At 61.6% G+C, this 19,950-nt stretch carries 19 protein-coding genes; 7 read left to right on the forward strand and 12 right to left on the reverse strand.

From position 1 onward, the window contains the following. Window positions 1–49: 49 nt before the first annotated feature. Together ATY75_RS00405 and ATY75_RS00410 are read right to left on the reverse strand one after the other, a co-directional pair. A complete protein-coding gene (locus ATY75_RS00405) occupies window positions 50–1,078 on the reverse strand; it encodes a substrate-binding domain-containing protein (RefSeq protein WP_088936002.1) in 1,029 nt (342 codons plus the stop codon). Window positions 1,079–1,278: 200 nt separating this feature from the next. Then, window positions 1,279–1,518: a DUF982 domain-containing protein gene (locus ATY75_RS00410; RefSeq protein WP_064844219.1), complete on the reverse strand. Its 240-nt coding sequence runs from the start codon at window positions 1,516–1,518 to the stop codon at window positions 1,279–1,281. 198 nt (window positions 1,519–1,716) lie between these two features. On the opposite strand from ATY75_RS00410, the gene ATY75_RS00415 reads away from it, so the two are divergent. Next, window positions 1,717–2,286 (forward strand): nucleoside 2-deoxyribosyltransferase, encoded by a 570-nt coding sequence (locus ATY75_RS00415; protein ID WP_064844222.1) that lies wholly within the window; start codon window positions 1,717–1,719, stop codon window positions 2,284–2,286. An 81-nt stretch (window positions 2,287–2,367) separates the two neighbouring features. On the opposite strand, the gene ATY75_RS00420 is transcribed toward ATY75_RS00415, so the two are convergent. The 3 genes from ATY75_RS00420 to ATY75_RS00430 form a co-directional block, all read right to left on the reverse strand. Beyond that, complete coding sequence (locus ATY75_RS00420; protein WP_088936003.1) at window positions 2,368–3,714, reverse strand: SLC13 family permease; 1,347 nt, start codon at window positions 3,712–3,714, stop codon at window positions 2,368–2,370. Between the two features lie 95 nt (window positions 3,715–3,809). After that, on the reverse strand, window positions 3,810–5,324 hold the full coding sequence (locus ATY75_RS00425; RefSeq protein WP_088936004.1) for a malonyl-CoA synthase: 1,515 nt from the start codon (window positions 5,322–5,324) through the stop codon (window positions 3,810–3,812). Beyond that, window positions 5,321–6,745 (reverse strand): malonyl-CoA decarboxylase, encoded by a 1,425-nt coding sequence (locus ATY75_RS00430; RefSeq protein WP_088936005.1) that lies wholly within the window; start codon window positions 6,743–6,745, stop codon window positions 5,321–5,323. Before ATY75_RS00430 ends, ATY75_RS00425 begins: the two co-directional genes overlap by 4 nt. A gap of 163 nt (window positions 6,746–6,908) precedes the next feature. On the opposite strand from ATY75_RS00430, the gene ATY75_RS00435 reads away from it, so the two are divergent. Beyond that, the gene (locus tag ATY75_RS00435; protein ID WP_064844230.1) at window positions 6,909–7,559 is read left to right on the forward strand and encodes a GntR family transcriptional regulator; all 651 of its coding nucleotides are present in this window, start codon (window positions 6,909–6,911) and stop codon (window positions 7,557–7,559) included. A gap of 106 nt (window positions 7,560–7,665) precedes the next feature. Here ATY75_RS00435 and ATY75_RS00440 read toward each other — a convergent pair whose 3' ends face one another. Continuing rightward, entirely contained in the window at window positions 7,666–8,091 is a 426-nt protein-coding gene (locus tag ATY75_RS00440; RefSeq protein WP_088936006.1) for a type II toxin-antitoxin system VapC family toxin, read from the reverse strand. Further along, the gene (locus ATY75_RS00445) at window positions 8,091–8,345 is read right to left on the reverse strand and encodes a type II toxin-antitoxin system Phd/YefM family antitoxin (RefSeq protein WP_064844234.1); all 255 of its coding nucleotides are present in this window, start codon (window positions 8,343–8,345) and stop codon (window positions 8,091–8,093) included. The genes ATY75_RS00440 and ATY75_RS00445 overlap by 1 nt, the downstream gene beginning before the upstream one ends. Before the next feature lie 288 nt (window positions 8,346–8,633). On the opposite strand from ATY75_RS00445, the gene ATY75_RS00450 reads away from it, so the two are divergent. Together ATY75_RS00450 and ATY75_RS00455 are read left to right on the forward strand one after the other, a co-directional pair. Next, on the forward strand, window positions 8,634–9,551 hold the full coding sequence (locus ATY75_RS00450; protein WP_088936234.1) for a DMT family transporter: 918 nt from the start codon (window positions 8,634–8,636) through the stop codon (window positions 9,549–9,551). A gap of 262 nt (window positions 9,552–9,813) precedes the next feature. Continuing rightward, a complete protein-coding gene (locus ATY75_RS00455; RefSeq protein ID WP_088936007.1) occupies window positions 9,814–10,263 on the forward strand; it encodes a pyridoxamine 5'-phosphate oxidase family protein in 450 nt (149 codons plus the stop codon). 97 nt (window positions 10,264–10,360) lie between these two features. Here ATY75_RS00455 and ATY75_RS00460 read toward each other — a convergent pair whose 3' ends face one another. After that, complete coding sequence (locus ATY75_RS00460; protein ID WP_088936008.1) at window positions 10,361–11,611, reverse strand: DUF763 domain-containing protein; 1,251 nt, start codon at window positions 11,609–11,611, stop codon at window positions 10,361–10,363. A 117-nt stretch (window positions 11,612–11,728) separates the two neighbouring features. Between ATY75_RS00460 and ATY75_RS00465 the strand changes: the two genes are divergently transcribed. Further along, window positions 11,729–13,270 carry a phospholipase gene (locus ATY75_RS00465; RefSeq protein WP_088936009.1) on the forward strand — a complete coding sequence of 514 codons (1,542 nt, stop codon included), beginning with the start codon at window positions 11,729–11,731 and terminating at the stop codon, window positions 13,268–13,270. Here ATY75_RS00465 and ATY75_RS00470 read toward each other — a convergent pair. Next, window positions 13,217–14,176: a lysylphosphatidylglycerol synthase domain-containing protein gene (locus ATY75_RS00470; RefSeq protein ID WP_064844242.1), complete on the reverse strand. Its 960-nt coding sequence runs from the start codon at window positions 14,174–14,176 to the stop codon at window positions 13,217–13,219. The two genes, ATY75_RS00465 and ATY75_RS00470, sit on opposite strands and share 54 nt — an antisense overlap. Window positions 14,177–14,291: 115 nt before the next feature. Between ATY75_RS00470 and ATY75_RS00475 the strand changes: the two genes are divergently transcribed. Next, window positions 14,292–15,020 carry an endonuclease/exonuclease/phosphatase family protein gene (locus ATY75_RS00475; protein WP_088936010.1) on the forward strand — a complete coding sequence of 243 codons (729 nt, stop codon included), beginning with the start codon at window positions 14,292–14,294 and terminating at the stop codon, window positions 15,018–15,020. A gap of 229 nt (window positions 15,021–15,249) precedes the next feature. After that, on the forward strand, window positions 15,250–17,754 hold the full coding sequence (locus ATY75_RS00480; RefSeq protein WP_088936011.1) for a methyl-accepting chemotaxis protein: 2,505 nt from the start codon (window positions 15,250–15,252) through the stop codon (window positions 17,752–17,754). A 46-nt stretch (window positions 17,755–17,800) separates the two neighbouring features. On the opposite strand, the gene ATY75_RS00485 is transcribed toward ATY75_RS00480, so the two are convergent. From ATY75_RS00485 to ATY75_RS00495, 3 genes are all read right to left on the reverse strand, one after another. Beyond that, the gene (locus ATY75_RS00485) at window positions 17,801–18,052 is read right to left on the reverse strand and encodes a hypothetical protein (RefSeq protein WP_088936012.1); all 252 of its coding nucleotides are present in this window, start codon (window positions 18,050–18,052) and stop codon (window positions 17,801–17,803) included. A gap of 147 nt (window positions 18,053–18,199) precedes the next feature. Continuing rightward, a complete protein-coding gene (locus ATY75_RS00490; RefSeq protein WP_088936013.1) occupies window positions 18,200–18,712 on the reverse strand; it encodes a hypothetical protein in 513 nt (170 codons plus the stop codon). A 54-nt stretch (window positions 18,713–18,766) separates the two neighbouring features. Continuing rightward, window positions 18,767–19,903, reverse strand: a complete 1,137-nt coding sequence (locus tag ATY75_RS00495; RefSeq protein ID WP_088936014.1) for an FAD-binding oxidoreductase — start codon at window positions 19,901–19,903, stop codon at window positions 18,767–18,769. Window positions 19,904–19,950: the final 47 nt, after the last annotated feature.

Raw genomic sequence — 19,950 nt, forward strand, 5'->3', positions numbered from 1 at the left:
CTTCCGCGGTGGCTGTCCGGAACGTTGCCCGGACAGCCGACCAAAAGGCCTACTCGTCGATGCCCTTGGTGCCCCGCCGCTTCAGGTATTTGTCCCAGTAGAAGTCGTCGGCATTGTCAGCCGTGACGATCGACAGGCCGTTGTCGACGAACGGAATGCTCATCGGATTGAAGCTGGCACGCTTGGCGTCGTTCATCGGGTCGATAAGTTCGGGATGCTTGGCCAGCCACAGGAGCATGAAGCCCATGTAACCCTGCATGCCCTGGTTCGGGTTGATCGAGCCGAACACTTCGCCCGCCTTGATCATGTCGAGGATGTTGGCGTTGACGTCGGCGCACATCACCAGGATCTTGCCGCCGCTTTCCTTATTGGCCTGCGACGCGCCGATTGCCGAGTTCGCTTCCGGCATGAAGACGGCGCCAAGGTTCGGATGGGCCTGCACCAGGCTCATCAGGCCCTGATAGGCCTTGTTCGGGTCCTGGTTGGACGCAGCGCGACCGACCAGCTTCATATCGGGATATTTTTCGTCCATGCGGGCGATGAAAGCGGCGATACGCTTGTCGTGGTTGTCCTGGCCCGGATTTTCCAGAACGGCATATTCGCCCTTGCCGCCCATCTTTTCGGCAATCGCATCGGCCGCATACGTGCCTTCGCGGGTATTGTCCGACGTGATGAACGAGATGCGCTTGGAGAGCGGCGCATCGGCGGCGAAGGTGACGACCGCCGTGCCCTGGCCGATCGCCCGGTTGATCGGCTCGATGAACGGGTCGGAGTTCATCGGATGAACGAGGATACCGGCCGGGTTCTGGGCCAGCGCCTGGTCGAAAGTGGCGATCTGCTTGTTGACGTCATATTCCGGGGTGCCGGTATAGGCTGTCTCGCAACCGAGCTGCTGACCGGCCTGCTTGAACATCTCATAGACCGGGAACCAATATTCGACGCCCGACACCATGACGTTCATGACGTATTTTTCGCCCGGCATGCAGCGGAACGGATTTTCCGCGCCCGCGCTGGCTGCGCCGGCAAATAACGTCGATGCGAGGACCGCCAATGCGGTCGTGCTTAAAAATCTGCGCAAGTTTCCTCCTCGAGGCCGAAGCCCCTCCCAAATATCCGGCGGCGCCTGAGCGGCTGCCGATGATCCATTGAAGACCGGAGTTCCTCCTCGAAGTCCGGTATGAGCAGGTAATCCGAAAGGCAAAGATATGTCAATATAATTCATATGTTGAAATATATTTCAACATCGCCAGCAGAGGCCGCTATGGGCTCAATTGCTTCCTAACGGAGGAGGCCGGCTTCCTCGGCCGCGGCTTTGAAAGCCAGTGCGGCCGCGGCTGAATCGGCTCGCCCGTCAACGGCCTCCGTGCAGATTTTCTTTGCGACGGCGAAGGATGCCGCTTTCTCACGCGGCCAACACGTCATCAGATATGCAAGCGCGTCCCTGCTGTTGCGGATACTCTTAGGGTGGTCGCCATCCCCGATGACCTCAACGGGCTGGTCCCAAAAATCGTGGCGCATCGACATCTCCTCAGCTCTCGGCTATCGGCTGAACGTCATCTGCGCGGGGTCGTTCCAGCGTGAGTCCTAATCAGATCGGGTGAACGGCCTTTTGCGCGCCGCATGGCGTGGGCTGTCTTCGGCCACTGGATTGTGATCCTCCTTGGCTCTACAGCAAGGGACGTATTCCAAGCCCATCCCATTAAGGTGCATTCATCCATGACAAAGAAAGTTTATCTCGCCGGTCCCGAAGTCTTCCTGCCAAACGCCCGTGAAATGCTCGACAGGAAAGCTGCGCTTGCCCGCGAGGCCGGGCTTCACCCGCTCTCGCCAGGCGATCTGGAAATCCCGCAGACGAATTCGAAGCGGGAGCGGGCGGCGGCGATAAACGCGGTGGACGAGAAGATGATGATGGAGGCTGACGCCATCATTGCCAATCTCACGCCGTTTCGCGGTATTGCAGCCGATACCGGGACGGCCTTCGAACTCGGCTTTATGTGCGCAAGCGGCAAGCCTGTCTTCGCCTACACGAATGTGGCGAGGGATCACAGCGGACGCGTCAGCGATCTTTATGGCGGGGCCGTCGCCTATGATGCCGAAGGACGGCTGCGGGACCCGAACGGGATTGCGATCGAGGATTTCGGCCTGGCCGACAATCTCATGCTGCACGCCGGGATCGAACGGCGCGGCGGCGTTCTCATTGTCGGAGACGCGCCGCGGGACGGGCTCTATACGGACCTTGCGGCGTTCAAGAGGTGTCTTGCCGTCGCCGTTGAGAAGCTGCGCTGAATTCCCGAACCTGGTGATCAGCGGCTTGCAACTGCGCCGAATAGGGCTCGGCACAGTTTCGTTGGGAGCCGCAGCCCGCCGTCAGACCAGACCCGGCACGACGAACACCAACCAGGCAACGATCGGGCCGATGATAGCGATCAAGGCGCTGTAGATCAGCAACTGCCGCAGCACCTGCTCTCGCCTGTCATCCGGCGCGTTGGCGACGACAAGGGCGCCATTGGTGGAAAACGGGCTGGTATCGACGATCGTGGTCGAGATTGCGATCGCCGCAACCACGCCGACGGCGCTGATGTGCCCTTGCAACAGGAATGGAACGGCGAGAGGGATAATCGCGCCGAGCAGCGCGGTCGAGGATGCAAAGGCCGAGACGATCGCACCCGTAAAGCAAAGCAGAAGCGCCACCAGCAGCGGCATGCCCAGACTGGATATGCCGTGCGCCACGTAGTCGACCGTCCCGGCCTTTTCCATTACGCCGACATAGGTAATGATGCCGGCAATCAACAGCACGGTCGACCAACTGACCTTGTCGATCGCCGCTTTCTGAGCCTTCGGCGACAGCAGCGCCAGGGCGACGGCCACCGTCATTGCGACGAGGCCGACATTGAACTTGAAAACCAGGGCGCCGACGCCAAGCGCCGTCAAGCCGATCAAGGTGGTAATTCTCTGATTGTCGAGGCGCAGCTTCGTCGCCGTATCGGCCGCCGTGCCATAGGCATGCTCCCTGATCGGTTTTGCCGGCGTGCCGCCGTGACCTCTGATCGACGCCGATACGCCCTCGGGATGCAGTTCGGGCAAGGGGCCGATTGGTGCGGCTTCCTGCGTCTTCACTCTGGCGCCGCCGAAAACCCAAAAGACCAGCACGGCTATCGCCAGGTTGAAGAAGAAGCTGGAGAGAAACAACGACGTCGGCGCGAAAGGCAGGCCGGCCTTCTCGACGATCTGGTTGGTGATGCCGCCATAGATGCTGATCGGCGAAAAGCCGCCCGCCTGCGCTCCGTGGATGACCATCAGGCCCATCATGACGGGGTGAATGCGATACTGCACGGCAAAGCTCAACGCGACGGGCGCGAGAATGGCGACCGCCGCCGGGCCAAGCGCGCCGAAACCGGTAATCACGGCGGCGACGAGGAACATCACCCAAGGAATCAAGGCGATCCGCCCGCGCACCAGGCGGACGGCGCATTCGACTAGCCAGTCGATCGTGCCGTTGATCTGCGCTATGGCGAAGAGGTAGGTGACGGCGACCAGCGTCAGAAACAGGTCGCTCGGAAAGCCGGCGAAAATATCGTTGGTTTTCATCCCGATGACCATGGAGCCGAGCACGAAGGCGCCGGCAAAGGCCAGTGCGCCCATGTTGATCGGCTGGATCGTCGCAACGACAAACATCGCGACCAGCAGTCCGATGGATAGCAATTCAATACCCATGATTCCCCTCCCTCCGACGCTTCCGGCGCCGCAGTTGCTGTTTTCAAGATTGATCCGGAATGCGGGCACCCTCCTCCCAGAGGGTCGTGGTCGCCTTACGGCCTGGTGTAAAGATCGGCGTATTGCTGCCGCAGGATATTTTTTTGAACCTTGCCCATCGTGTTGCGCGGCAAGTCCTCGGCAAAGATGATGCGCTTGGGCTGCTTGTAGCGGGCAAGACGGTCCTGGAGGGCGTTGACGATCGTCTTTTCGTCCAGGACGGCGCCGGGCTTGCGCACGACGATGGCGGTCACGCCTTCTCCGAAATCGGGATGCGGCACGCCGATCACAGCACTCTCGACCACACCCTCGATCTGGTCTATCTCGCCTTCGACCTCTTTCGGATAGATGTTGTATCCACCCGAAATCACCAGATCCTTGCCACGGCCGACGATGTGGACATAGCCTTCCCGGTCGATCTTGCCGAGATCGCCGCTGATGAAGAAACCGTCGGCGGTGAATTCGGCCGCGGTTTTTTCCGGCATGCGCCAATAACCCTTGAAGACGTTCGGCCCCTTGATCTCGATCATGCCGGTTTCTTCAGCCGGCAGCGCCTGCCCCGTCGCGGGATCGGTGACGCGCACCGTCACACCAGGCAGCGGAAAGCCGACCGTTCCGGCGATCCGTTTGCCCTCATAGGGGTTCGACGTGTTCATATTGGTTTCCGTCATGCCGTAGCGCTCGAGAATCGCGTGGCCGGTCCGCGCCTGGAACTCGGTATGTGTTTCTGCAAGCAGCGCAGCCGAACCGGAAATGAAGAGACGGATGCCTGCGACCGCCTCTCTGTCGAGGCGCGGGCTTTGCAGGAGACGCACATAGAAGGTCGGTACCCCCATCAGCATCGTTGCCTGCGGCATCAGGGGCAGCACCACATCCGGGTCGAACTTCGACAGCAGGAACATCGAGGCGCCGGCGAGCAGCGTGACATTCGTGGCGACAAACAGCCCATGCGTGTGAAAGATCGGCAAGGCATGGATTAGCCGATCCTCGGCGCTGACGCGCCAATAATCTCGCAGGGTCAGGGCATTCGACAGCAGGTTCCCATGGGTGAGCATCGCCCCCTTGGAACGGCCCGTCGTTCCCGACGTGTAGAGGATCGCCGCCAGATCATCGGCGGAGCGCGAAGCATCGACAAAGTCGGCCGGTTCATCGCGCGCAAGATCGAGCAACGAGCCACTGCCGTCGGCGTCGAGCGTTTCGACGATCGCGCCGTGCGCCTTCGCCATCGTCTCCACGCCCGCCCGGGCAGCCGAGGCAACAACCACCAAACGCGGCTCGGCGTCGCCGATAAAGTAGTCGAGCTCGGCCAGCGTATAGGCCGTGTTGAGCGGCAGGTAGACCGCGCCGCTGCGAAGGCAGGCGAGATAGAGGATCAATGCCTCGGCACTTTTCTCCACTTGCACCGCCACGCGATCGCCCGGGCGAATGCCGAGCGCATCCATGGCGCTGGCGATGCGGCCGGAAAGAGCGAATGCGTTATTGTAGGTCCATGTGCGCGTGCTATCGATCCGGATAAACGGTGCGTCACCGGGCGCGGAGGCCCGCATCGCGTCGAAAAGATGGTTGCTCACTTTCGCCCTCCTCCAAGCGTTGAATTCATGATCTGTGCGAATGGCCGCGAGCCTTGCTGGCCATGGCCGCCGCTGCGGCTTTCGTCGTTCTGGTTGGCCAGGTTTTTGACGGCCGGCGAGGCAATCACTTCGCCGCGCTGCGCCAGAGCCTCGTGGTTGGCCACGATGTCGTCGAGCTTATAGAGATAATTGACCATCAGACCGTGCGCCTGCTGCATCGCCTTGGCCGAGCGGTCGCCCAGAAAATTCAGTCTTTCGAGCCGGGCGCCATTACCGAGATGGAAGCGGGCGACGGGATCGACGGGCCGCCCCTCCAGCGTCCGTTCGATCAGGAAATAACGTGTCGCAAGCGGCAGCAGCACCCGCTCCACTTCGGTTGCCGTATTTTCGTTGTCAGGCCAATTCGGATCGTCCAGCAGCATCAGCGTTTTGCGGACGGCGTCCGGCAGCGGCCGGTCGGCGGTCGAAGCACGCGCCTTGGCAAGCCAGCGGGCAAAGCCTGGAACGGGCGACAGCGTAACGAAATTCTTCAGGCCGGGCAGGTCTCTGCGCAGGTCATCCACGACCTGCTTGATCAGGAAGTTGCCGAACGAGATTCCGCGCAAACCATCCTGGCAGTTGGAGATCGAGTAGAAGACCGCCGTCGTCGCTTCGTCGGCATTGATCTGCTCCCTGCCCTCGTCGAGAACATCGCCGATCGCGCCGGGCACCGATCGTGTGAGCGCCACCTCGACGAAGACGAGCGGCTCGTCGGCTAGCCGGGGGTGGAAGAAGGCAAAGCATCGCCGGTCGGACGGCGCCAAACGGCGGCGCAGCTCCTCCCAGCCGGCGATCTCGTGCACCGCCTCGTATTTGATGATCTTTTCAAGAATGGAAGCCGGCGTCGACCAGTCGATCGGCCGCAGCGTCAGAAAGCCACGATTGAACCAGGAACCGAACAGATGCGTGAAGTCGGCGTCAAGGGCGCGATACCCTTCGGACTGGTCTTTGGAAGCAAGCAGTTGCTGACGCATCCGGACGAGCTTGGCGGTGCCGTTCGGCGCGTGATTCAACCGTCGCAGCAGCTCCTGTCGCCGTGGCTCGGCGGCCTGATGGAGAGCAATGATCGCGGCAGAGCTTTTGTCAGTGCCGTAATTTTCAATCGCCTGGTCGAGCTTGGCCGTGTCGGGCCCGAACTTTTCATGAAGCATATGGAGGAATGCCTGCGCGCCGTCGCTGTCGAGCGCCTCCCAGCGATCGAGGATCTCGGCCGCAAGGGCCATGCCCGAGGCTTCGCCCCGGCTCGATAGCAGCATTTCACAGAGTGTCTGGAGATCGGCCTTGGCTGCGGCCTGCGTGGCGCGTGAACCGGAAAACAGAAGCTGGCGTCCGCGATCGGTGATGCTCTGCAGCATATCGGTGAAGAAGGAAGCTTCGGACATGCCATTTCTCCTCTCTGCCGGGTGGCCGGCCGCGTCACGTGCACCTCGCAGCTTCTTCCCATCGCCGCGTTTCACCGGTAGTATGTAAACTGTCATTTTTCGTACACGAAGTCAATCATCGTGTATACAAGAATGGCCATCGCGTATGAAGGAAACGAACCGAATGTCCGAAAATGCCGGCCGATGGCTGCGGGATGAGATTGAAAACGCAATTCTTTCCAACGAGTTCTCCCCTGGTGAGCGGCTCGACGAAATGGTGCTTGCGACACGGTTCGGGGTCTCCCGCACACCGGTGCGCGAAGCGCTGATGCAACTCGATGCGATCGGCCTCATCGAAATTCGGCCGCGCAGAGGTGCTGTTGTCATCGATCCGGGACCGCACCGCGTCTATGAGATGTTCGAAGTTATGGCCGAGCTGGAGGGCTTGGCCGGCTCTCTCGCCGCACGGCGGTTGGACAACACCTCCCGGGACGCGATCGCCGCCGCCCACAGCCGCTGCCAACAATCAGCCGGCGCCGGCGACAGCGATGCCTATTATTATGACAATGAGGAATTTCATAAGGCCATCTATGCAGCCGGCCGAAGCGAATTCCTCGAGGAGCAATGTGTGCAATTGCACCGGCGGCTGCGACCCTACCGCCGCCTGCAGCTGCGCGTGCGAAACCGCCTGTCGACATCCTTCTCGGAACATAGCGCTATCGTCGATGCGATCTTTGCCGGCGATGGCGACGAAGCCCGCCGTCTGCTGCGGACGCATGTCGGCATTCAGGGTGAGAGATTCAGTGATCTTGTCGCGAGTATGGCGAACAGATGATCGCTGTTGGAAACCCGCCCGGCAGACTGATCAATGTTCAGCGGTCGCGTCCCACAGGCTGAGATGAATCGCATCACACAAACGATCGCTGCGGCTCTTGAGAATGCTATGTCGGGAATGCCCAGGGATTCACGAGTGCCACTCCCATGCCCTCGAAATCCTTGATATTGCGCGTGACCAGCGTCATGCGGCGGGTGAAGGCTGTCGCCGCAATATAGGCGTCGTTGATCGGTTTGGGATTGGGCACATGCCACTGGGCGGCCTGAACGGCCGCAGCCTCGTCCAAAGGCAGGACACGGCCGGAGAAGGCTGCGAGAACGGAATTTTCCAGCCAGTTGCGCAGCACCTTCCCGGCGGCTGCATCATTATGCTCGACCAGCCGAACGCCAATCTCCAGTTCGTGCAGGACGACGGAGGAAATGAACGTCTCGGCCGGATCGACGGTTTCGTTCCAGACCACCACATTGGGGTCGGCCTTGCCGCTCGCGACCTTGCGCAGTTCCGACACGACATTGGTATCGAGCAACAGCATCACGACAGATCGACCGGTCGGGCATGCTCGGTGCGCGGCGGGAGCGGCAAGTCAACGTCTTCCGCTCCCGGCGCTGCCAGCATGTCACCGAGGGTCCGCATTTTACCGGTAAGCCGCTTGTATTCGTCGAACGACAAGAGAACATGCGCGGGCCGCCCCCTGTCGGTGATGATCACAGGCCCGTCCTTGGTGGCGCGCTTGGCGCGGCCAAGATCCTGGTTGAGTTCTCGGCCTGAAAGCGTGGTGACGGTCATGGCGAGCCTCCAACGTTTGTGGTTACGTAACCACATTTAATCCGCACTCGCCGGAATTACAAGATGCGGTTGCCGCTTCGCCCTTGATCGCAAGCCCCAACCTACAATCGTCAAGCACCGCAATCAGATGAACTCTGCGGCGTCTCGCCTTCAAAGGCGCCACAGATTGTCCTCGCCGCCGAATTTAAGTGCAACAGCTTCGAGCCGACCATTGACATCGGTGGTATTAAGGCCGAAGCCGCACTCGGCGACGCAATGCGCGGCTATTTTTTCTCGAGGATTCGACAGATGAAGACCAAGGCGGCGACAGCCAATGCCGGAAACCTGATCATGACCGGTGTCCTGCTGATGCTGCTCGGCGATCTGCTCTTTGCGCTGAACGATGCGATGGGCAAGTGGCTGGTCGCAAGCTTTGCCGTCGGCCAGGTGCTGGTGATCCGCTCGGTCGGCGCTTTCATCGTGCTCGGCCCGATGATCCTCCGGCAAGGGCCGATGGCCTTGTTCCGCGTCGAGCAGAAAGGCCTCCAATTCATACGGGTCATCATGGCGACCTGCGATGTCGCGCTGTTTTATGCTGCCGTCGCCTATCTGCCACTCGCAGATGTCATGACCTTCTATATGGCCGGGCCGATCTACATTGCGGCGCTCTCGCATTTCTTTCTCGGCGAAAAAATCGGCTGGCGGCGTTGGCTGGCTGTTGTGGTCGGCTTTGCAGGCGTCGTCATCGCGCTGCGCCCGTCGACGGCGATGCTGTCGCTTCCATCGCTCTTCGGTCTTGCGGGCAGCCTTGCCTTTGCGCTGTCGCTTGTCATGAGCCGCTATCTGCGCTCGACCAGCGACACGACGCTGGTGACATGGCAGACCGTGGCGGCACTGGTCACCGGCATCGTGCTCAGCATCGGCCATTGGCAGCCGGGAACGATTGTCGACTGGTCCGGCATGCTGCTGCTCGGCATCGTTGCCACCTGCGCGCATTTGCTCATCACCCGCTCGCTGAAGCTTGCACCGGCGTCGCTGCTGGCGCCGCTGCAATATACGCTGTTGCTCTGGGCGATCATCCTTGGCTACCTCTTCTTCAATGATGTTCCCGACACGCAGATCATCATCGGTGCGGCAATCATCGTCGTTGCGGGGCTGTTCATCTTCCATCGCAAGAATCTGAAAGAGACGGTTCCGACTGAAGCCGTTCCGCCCGACGGCCATTGAGACGCCAGCGCTGCTTATCCTGAGCTTCACATAAGACGTTCCAACCCTTGGAATTGCTGTGTATTTCCATCCGTAAGCCGGGCGGGAATAAAACCTTTTGCCTTCCAGCGCGGAAGCAGCGGCAATGATCACATGGGCGAAATTTCCGCCAGCAACCTTTTCGCCTTCACCATGCACATCCCAGAGTTACCCTGCACAGTTTCCGCGGAACAATCTGGACGCTTGCACGCTACCCCGGAACATTCAAACACGGGAGATCACCATGGCGTCCATGACCCTCGAAGACCTATCCTCGCAACTGAAGAAGATCGATTTCTGCATGCTGTCTACGACCGCAGGCTCCGGCCGCATCTCGGCCCGGCCGATGAGCAATAATGGCGACGTCGAATATGACGGAGATTCCTGGTTCTTTTCATATGAAGACAGCAGGAAAATCACCGAGATCGAAGGCGTCGACACCGTCTCGCTGACGTTCACGGCGCCACCCAGCCTCCTCGGCAAGCCGGGGATTTTCATCGCTGTCGAGGGCCTCGCCTCTCTGGTCCGGGACAAGGCGGCATTCGAAGAACATTGGGTCCCCGATTTCAAGCGGTGGTTTCCAGAAGGAGTGGACACTCCAGGGATCGTCCTCATCAAGGTTTCAGCGTCCTCCATCCGATACTGGGATGGCGAGGAAAACGGTGCGATCGCCCTGCCTGGCTCCGCGAATTAAGGTAATGCAAAGCCGCTCTGCTCCCTTGCATGTTTCGATGAAGTACGCCTCCCCGCCGGGAGCACGCGGCTGCCGGGCATTCGTCGGCGGTTGAATTCTAGCTTTCATCCGCCGGCGGCGGCTCCCAGCCGAAGACGCTGCGGCCGCCGAAATCGGCGGATTGGCGAAATTCGCCGGCGATGATCTCCTTGAGGTCGGGACCGGTGACGTAGCGTTCCATCTGCCTGGATTGGTCGTCCAGGCGCTTGAGCGCCTGCAGTTCCTCCTCACGTCCGAGCCTGCCCTTCTGCACCGCCGATTTCATCACACCGATGGTCTCGTCATAGACCTTGAGCGGCACCGGGAAGGGATGGCGGTCCTTGCCGCCATGGGCGATGGAAAAGCGCGCCGGATCGGAAAAACGGCAGGGTGCGCCGTGGACGACCTCGGCCACCATGGCCAGTGCCTCCACCGTGCGGGCACCGACACCGGGAACCAGCAGCAGTTCCTCGAAATCCGCCGGCCCGCGGTCGGCTGCGGCGGCGAGATTTCCATGCAGGCGGCGCATGTTGACGTCGCTCTCGCGCACGTCGTGATGGGCCGGCATGATCAGGTGCGGCAGCATCGGCTGCGCGGCCGGCTCGGGCGCCGGCTGCTCGACACGCCGTAGCGCGGCGGCCTCGCGGACGATCCGGTCGGGACCGAGCGTCGCCAGCAGATCGAGCTGGCCGCGCCGCGAGCGCTCGGCGCGCCTGTCGGCCAGATTGACGATCGTGCCCTGGCTCCGGCCCTCGATTGCCGCATGCGGCGAGTCGACAAAACTCTCCAGCCCTTCCGACAGCCAGTGATAGCGCCGGGCCTGCCGCCTGTCGCCGTTCATGCCTTGCTGCACGACGACCCAATGGCCGTCGTCGGCGACGATGAAGCCGTGCAGATAAAGATCGAACCCATCCTGAAGCGCGGCGCTGTCGACCTTGGCAATGAGACGGCTGGTCGTCGCCAGCCCTTCGCCATCGAGGCCGACGCGCTCGCCGATCGACACGAGTTCCTGCGGGGTTTTGCGCGAATGCGCACCGCGGCCACCGCAGACATGCAGGCCGAGCTCGCCGGCGCGCGGTTTCAGCCCACGCTTCAGCGCGCCGAGAACGCTGGTGGTGATGCCGGAGGAATGCCAATCCATGCCCATCACCGCGCCGAACGACTGAAACCAGAAAGGGTGGGCGAGTCTGCGCAGGAATTCGTCGCGGCCGTAATGATGCACGATCGCTTCGGTGATCAGGGCTCCCAGCCGCGTCATCCGGTCACCGAGCCAATGCGGCACACGTCCCCCGTGAAGGGGAAGATCGGCGCTGCCTGCACGTTGTGACATGTCGTTTCCTTGCGCGTCTATCGCCGGGCGAAGTCAGTCCGGCCGCCTCTTCCAGTACCGTAGGGAACCCAAAAATATTCCAGGCGTTTGGTTTCCCAGTTAGAAGCCGAGGCAATCATGACCGCATTCGAGACTGTCTTCAATGACCCGAGCCTGACCCAGGCAAAATCACAGCGGCCGGACGGCCACGAAAAACCGAATACCAGCGCTTTGCGCCTCGACGGCAGCGCCGAGAAGGCGGCCTTCCTGATCAACGGCAACAGATATTTCGCCGAAGTGTCGCGGACTCTGCGGCAGGCTCGGCGCACGATCTGGATCGTCGGCTGGGACTTCAATCCCGACATCCCGTTGGAGCCGGAAAAATCCGACGAGACTTTGGCAGACCTGTTGCATGAGCTCACAGCAGCCAATCCCGAGCTCGAAATACGCATCCTCATCTGGGCGCTGGGGCCGGTCTATTCTGAAAAATCGCTGCAGGTGCTTCGCAAGAAGAACTTCCCGAGGAATGCCAGGATCGACCTGCGCTTCGATCTTCAAGGTGCCGTTCGCGGTTGCCACCATCAGAAACTCGTCTGCATCGACGACGCCGTCGGCTTCATCGGCGGCATCGACCTGACGTCACGGCGATGGGATACAAAGCGCCATCGTGCCAGGGACAGGCTCCGGCGTGACCCCGAGGGCGTTTCCTACGATCCGCTGCATGACGTGCAGGCAATGGTCACCGGTGACGCCGCCAGGCTGATCGGCGATATCGCCAGGCGGCGCTGGGAAGACGCGACCGGCGAACAGCACCTGCCGCTTGCCGAGCGCGCGCCCTTTTCCTGGCCGGACGATCTTGCCGTTTCGCTGCGGGACATCCCGGTGAGCTTCGCGCTGACGGAGCCGTCGACAACCGCGCGCGCCGGTATCTGCGAAGGGATCGCCTCGACAATGGACATCATCTCCCGAGCACGCCGCCTGCTCTATATCGAGGCGCAATATCTCGCCTCCTTCCGTGTCGCCGATGCCATTGCCGCGCGGCTGCAGGAGGAGGACGGCCCCGAGGTCGTCATCATCTGCACGCGCAGCTCTCACGGGCTGATCGAAAAGCTTGTCATGGGCGGCAATCGCGACCGCGTCATCCGCGTTCTCAAACGGGCCGATCGCGGAAACCGGCTGCGGGTTTATTTCCCCGTCGTGCCCGGGCCGGCAGTGCCCGGGCCGACAGTGCCCGGGCCGACAGCGCCGACTACGGTCGACGAGGTCGAGGTGCTGATCCACTCCAAATTGATGATCGCCGACGACGACTTGGTCCGCATCGGCTCCTCCAATCTCAACAACCGCTCCGAAGGCCTTGATTCCGAATGCGATATACTGTTTCACGCCGCAACAGACGAACACCGCCGCGCGATCGCGGAGCTCCGTAATCGTCTGCTGGCGGAATATCTCGGAACCGGCACCGAAACCTTTGCGGCGGCTTACGCGCAAAGCGGCTCGGTGATCGATGCGATCGACGCGCAGAATGATGGCGCTCGGGGTCTGAGAGAATTCGCCGTCGAGCTTTCCGGCAGTATCTCACCGATCAGAGGCACCGGCTTCTTCGACCCGGCCCGCCCTTTCCTGCCCCTACACCGACTGGGCCTCGGCGCCCTCATCCGCCTGCTCATCCGCCCCGCGTGATCTTCGGAAGACGATCTCGGTGACGATGAGAAGCGTCGTGCCAAGCGCCAGCGGAATGAAGAAGTAGGCGCAGCGGAACGCGATCAATGCGCCGATCGACGCCTGCTTCGGCACGGCATAGGAGACGGTCGCCTCGAGCACACCCAGGCCGCCCGGAACATGGGTTGCGAGAATTGCCGAATTGGCCAACACATAGGCCGTCACCGACCGGAAAAAGGCAACGTCGCCGAAGGCCGAGAGCATTTGGTGCAGGCAGGCGGAGACGAGCATGAAGTTGAGCGTGCCGATCCCGACCTGCGCGACCGCAATCCTAAATCGCGGCAACTGAAACGACCAGCGCCAGAGCCGCAACTTGCCGCGGATGAAAAATGCCAGCCCCGCATAGACGACCGGCACGACGAGTGCCAGCAAGCCGAAGATGCGTACACTGGCGGGATCAAGCCGCAGCAGGCGCCCGGCATCACCAGGGTTGACGATCAGCGCAAGACCGCCGAGCGTGATCAGCCCGAGCCCGACCGTCACACCGCAGAACAGGATGATTTTCGCCACGTCCTCGGTCGTCAGCCCCCAGCGCGAATAAAAACGATAGCGGAAGGCGCCGCTGCTCAATCCGGCAAATCCGATATTATGGCCGAGCGACAGGCTGATGAACGAAGCCAACGCAATTTTGGGATAAGGCAAGGATTTGCCGAGCGAGCGGATCGCCAGCAGATCGAAACAGCCAAGGCACAGATAGGACGCCGCAGCAAAGAGCAGCGCTGTGCAGAAGCTTGAAAGCGGTATGCTGCGGACGGATTGGACGATCTGATCAAGGCTGTATTGTTGGAAGATACGATAGAGAAGAAAGACCGCAAGACAAAGGGCGGCAACGAGCAGTCCATTCCAGATCATGCTTTTCAAACTCATCGATTGTCCTCAGGGGTGCGAGCGTGATGGGCCGATAATCCGGAACGATCAAACGAGTTTTGTGTTCCCCCGGGAACCACATCCATATCCCCAGGGGACGAGCTTCAGCGGGCCGATGCCGGAAAAATCAATCAAACTCCTGACCTATAACGTCCACAGCTGTATCGGCGGCGACCGCAAGCTCGATCCGGGGCGCATCGCTTCGGTCATCGCCGAGGCGGAGGCCGACATCGTCGCTCTCCAGGAGGTCGATGTCCTCAGGCGCAGGACCGGCGGCATCGACCAGGCCCATACGATTGCCTCGCTTCTCAAGATGCAGGCGCATTTTCACCCGGCGCTGTCGGTGGCCGAAGAGCAGTATGGCGATGCGATCATCACCGCCTTGCCGACCGGCGCGGTCAAGGCCGGCCCGCTTCCATCCCTCGGCGAGCAGCGCGGCGCCCTTTCCGTCGAGATTCTGGTCGGCGGCAGAAAACTGCTGGTCGTCAACACCCATCTCGGTCTTCGCGGCCGCGAGCGCATGCGGCAGATGACGACATTGCTGAACGCGGGCTGGCTACGCGGCAGTACGGACGAGCCTCTTCCCACGATCCTCTGCGGCGACTTCAACGCCATTCCGTCATCGGCGACGTATCGACTTGCCACGCGGTCACTGAAGGACGCTCAACTTGCAGGCAAGGACCGGCCGAAAGCGACTTTTCCGTCCCGCTACCCGCTGATGCGTATCGACCACGTCTTCGTCAGCGACGATCTCGTCGTCAAGAAAGCGGCCGTGCTGCAAAACCGGCTGACGAAGATCGCTTCGGATCACCTCCCTCTTCTTGCAGAGATCGGCTTCGCTTGAACGCTGGCGTCACGCGCGACTGCCTTGGCGTTGTTATCCACCGAAAAACGACATGCATCAGCGCTTGCAGCGACATTGAAACGAATATTTCACGATTAACATGATATGGAATATTCATTCCGTCAGGACATTATGTGTCCGGGCGGTGATTGGATGTTCAGTCGGATCGAGCGGATCGGGACCTTCACTCTCGAAATCGACTGCTCTCTTGGAGGAAGAGGAGGGGTTGATGTTGGCTAGGCTGTTGTCACGTGTGCGCATTCAGACGCAGGTGATGGTGTTCATCGCGCCGTTCGTCCTGAGCATCATGGCCGTCGGCGCCATGGGCTTTTATGCATCGAGCCTGCTTCAGGGGCGGATGGATATTTCCAACTCCGTCCTGCAGTCCTTGAGCGGCTTTCGCAATCTATCTGCCGCGATGGCCGAATTCCTCGCCAATGCGACGCAGGAAAACAGAGACGCCGTCACCGCCAAGCTTACCGATCAGCGCGCTCTTCTGAAATCCGGCCTCGACAGGCTCGCCGCGGATCGCAGCGGCGAGCAGGAGTTGGAACAGGCGCTCTCTTCCATCGACGGAATTTCGACACGCATGGACTCGCTGTGGCAGCTTCAAGAAAGCCGGACGGCACTCCTTGCCGACCTCCAGAAAGCGCAGAGCGTCGTCGTGTCGTCCCAGACGGATATCGTCGAGGGCTCCAAGGTTCTCCAGCGCGCGGCCGACCTGCAGGAAGACGAGTCTCGCAACACGCTAGCCGACGCAGGGCGCATTTCGGATTTCGCGTCCTTCACCCAATCGCTGAACCACAAGGCCGAGGCCGGCGGCCCGATCGGTGGCGCGGATCTCGACGAACTCGCCCGGCAACAGCGCATCGTCGGAATGGCGCTTGGCGGCGAGGCGCCGGACGCCAAAAAAGCGATCGACGATACCATCGCGGCCCTGAAGCCGCTTGTCGAAGCTTCCGGCCAGGCCGAGGAGCGCGTCGCCGGCCTTCGGGATGCGACGGCCCAGATCATCGGCAGGCTGCCCGAATTGCAGGTCGTCGCCACGCGGCGGTTGAAGGCCGTGACGGATAAGGCGGCCGAAACGGCCAAGACGGTCGAGCGTGCCAAGACCAGCCAGAGAGACGGTCAGAAGCTGACGACCTCGGCATATGTGATCCAGATCGTCCTGGCGAAGCTGACGCTCGCCCCGACGGACGCCAATCTCCAGCGGCTTTCGCAGGAAATCACCGCTGTCAGAAAAGGGCTGGATATGTTGATTTCGAATGCCGGCGGCGTTGCACAATTCGATAATCTCAAACCGAAGCTTCTGCCGGCACTTGATAAGATGCAGAAGGCCGCGACCGATCTCGTCCGCATCAGTGCGCAGCGCCAGGACGAATTCCGCGCCGCCGCTGCCGACGTCGACCGGATGTGGTCGCAGCTGACGGCTTTCGCCGAAATGCAGCGGCAGAACGCTGCCGAAGAGCGCACCGATGCCAATTCCATGTCTTTGGGAACGACGATCCTCGGCGTGGTGATCGCAATCCTTGCCGGCGTCGGGCTGACCGTCACGCTCAAGGGCCCGATCAACCAGATCACCTCGGCCATGCGGCGGCTTGCAGACGGCAAGCTTGAAACCTCGATCGTCGGCGAGACCCGGGCCGATGAAATCGGCGATATGGCCCGCGCGCTCGGCGTCTTCAAGAACAATGCCATCGCCAAGGTCGAGATCGAGGAGCGCAGCGAGATCGAGCGGGCGAAGGCCGAGGAAGAAAGGCATCGCAACGACGAGGAAAAACGTGCCGTCGAACAGCAGATCGATTTCGCGGTGACGGCCTTGGCCGAAGGGCTCGGGCGCCTGGCGCGGGGCGATATTTCACAGACGATCGCGTCGCCCTTCTTCGGCCGGCTGGAGCAGCTTCGCAACGATTTCAATGCGTCGCTGCTTCGCCTGCAGGAAACGATCGATCAGATCCGCACCAACACCCGGATGATCGAAGGAAATGCCGGCCAGATGGATCTGTCGGCGAGCAACCTTGCAAAGCGCACCGAACAGCAGGCCGTCGCGCTTGAGGAAATCGCCGCGGCTATCGAAGAGATCACCACCACGGTTCGTTCGTCCGCGGCTTGCGCCGACGATGCCCGTCAGATCATCACCGACACCAAACAGACGGCCGATTCCTCATCCGAGGTCGTGGCCAGCGCCATCGAGGCGATGGGCAAGATCGAGGCGGCGTCGGACGAGATCGTGCAGATCATCGGCGTCATCGATGAGATCGCATTCCAGACGAACCTGCTCGCGCTCAATGCCGGCATCGAAGCGGCCCGCGCCGGCGAGGCTGGAAAAGGCTTTGCGGTCGTGGCTCAGGAGGTCCGCGATCTCGCCCAGCGCTCCGCCGAGGCCGGGCAAAGGATCAAACAGCTGATCGGGCGCTCGCGGGCGGAGATTACCAACGGGGCGCGGGTCGTGCGCGAAACCAGCGACGTCCTCGAAAGCATTTCCGCGAAAGTGGTCACCGCCTCCCAGCAGATGGACGTCATCGCCCGGTCGAGCCGGGAGCAATACAACGCGCTGCACGAAGTCAATTCCTCCGTCAACCGGATGGATCAGATGACGCAACAGAACGCGGCCATGGTCGAGGAAACAAGCGCGGCGACGAAGGAACTTGCCGACGAGACGAAGACGCTCCTGCAGCTGATCGACCAATTCCAATTGGATGAAACAGGGACGCGTCGCGTGAACGCAGCGTAGGGGCCCGCGCTGCTTCGTAGCCGCTTGGCCTCTGATGGGCGGGCGCTTAGTGGCGACTGTAGAGCGGCGGCATAACCTCTTCATCCGAGAGCTCGGGGTAGAGCCGCCGGCGTGTACGATCGAGCGCTTCCGCCTCCTTGCGCTTCCGTTCCAGGAGCACGGCCGTGACGTCTTTATAGGGAGCGCCGTCCTTCAAGGCGACGCGGACGATTCCGCCCTGCGAGAGGAAGTCGCAGAACGATCGCACCGAGCGAAGACGCGTGGTAATCTCGATGTAGCGGTCGTCATGTCCAGGCATGCTCGCCTCCTTAAAACGTAAAATGTCACGAACACTTCGGCAAGAAGATGACGCTGGTGTCATGACGGCCCCAGACTCTATCGGCCATATGCGGAAGCCGGTTCCCAATGCGCAAACAGGTGCAGATTTCGCTTGGAGCTTTGGGCGTCATCCTCTGGCGAATTTCCGGTTCATGGCAGCAGCGACCAAGGGCAGCGCCGTGGTCGCGACGGTCCCGAGAGGCAGCCGCCTGATACCCCGGGTGACGACGAATGCCGCAGCCATCGCGCCGGCGAGCTTCAGCCACGGCTGATTGCCGAGCTGGGCATGGGCACTGGCATCGGCCCATCGGACGTTTTCAGTGACGACGGCCGCAGTCTGGTCTTTGATCACATGAAGGCGGGCCCGGAGGTTTTCGAGCTCCTCCCTCAGCTCCCGCAACCGGCTTTCCAGAACATGCTCCTGCGAGACCACGAACGGTTCCTCGATATAGGCTTCGACCGGAATAGAAGCGTCCCGGCCAAGCGTGGCAAGGTAGGCCTCGTACTCGGCCTCGCTCGCGAACCCCTCACGCCGGATCAGCTCCGGATTGATGTTCGTCTCCTCTCCGTTCGCCATCCGTGCGCCGACATCGTCGTGCCTCTGTTCCTCGCCGACAATGGCGGGCTCGTCCTTAAACATGATACGTCTCCCGTTGTTTCCTCGGCAGAACGCTCGATGGCTCTATTTGATCCATCACGGCTGCGATGTGCTGAAACGCTCCGGCCGAAACTCCGCCAGCAGCGGATGACGGCGCCCGGTGGCGATCTCGTCGGCCAGCAGTTCTCCGGCGATCAGGCCGAGGGTGGCGCCACTATGGCTGAAAGCGACGAAATAACCCCAGATCGACGGTAGCTCGCCGAAAACCGGTTCGCCATCGCCCGGAATGGGCTTCGGGCCGACCCCATAATCGTCGATCTCGAGCGTCGGGTTGCCTTCGAGAACCTTTGACGCCTCGCGCAGCAGCCCGTCCAGCGTCGATTGTCTGACCTCATAACTGCCGTCCGGCTTCACTCCGACCTCTTCCTCGGACCAGGCAGAATCGAGCGCGAGACCGCCGTTGGGCATGGGCCGGATGGCGACGCGGGGGGTGTTGAGCACGGCCTTCAGCGAATGGCGGATCGGCTTGGTCCTGACGAGAAGGGCGACCGGCGTTGCATCGTCGATATGCTGGCCGGCTTCGGCAACGATTGCCGGAACGTCGGCGCCCGCGGCAAGCAGCACAGACTCCGCATCCCACCGCCTGCCGCCCGCCGTGCTTACGCCGCAGACGCGGGCGCCGTCGACGTCAATCGTCGCGCGGCCGGCATCCGTCACAACCTCGCCGCCGAGCGAACGGAATTCCTCCGCCAGAAAGCCGATCAACGAGGGAAGATCGACCCAGCCTTCGCCGGGATTGAAGATCGCGCCCTGCGGCGTCACCGCTCCGGCGTCGACGCCGGACGTCGCGCCGGCAATGTTTTCCTGGTCCAGCCATTGCGCGTGATAGCCGAGGTCGCATTCATGCTTGAAGACTTCGGCGATCTCGTTGCCGGCGTCATCGGCATCCCAGGTCAGGCCGCCGTCGAAGCGGAGCCAGGACGCATCCGGATACCGGGCAGCCAGCGTGCGATAACGGTCGATGCCCGCGAGGCGCAGCCGGTGATAGGCATCGGAGCGTTTCCGGGCCGAATTGAGCCAGGCGAGCGAACGGCCGGAGGCGCCATTGGCCAGCGGCCCGTCGTTGACGAGCACGGTGGCAATCCCGAGGCGAGCGAGATGGACAGCCGTCGAGACGCCGAAAATGCCGCCACCGATGACGGCGACCTTCGAAGGTTTTGGGGAAGCATTCATATCGATACCTTGTTTCCTGCACTGTCGAACGAATTCCATGCGTCCGT

Source organism: Rhizobium sp. N122, assembly GCF_002211295.1.
Classification (GTDB): Bacteria; Pseudomonadota; Alphaproteobacteria; order Rhizobiales; family Rhizobiaceae; genus Rhizobium.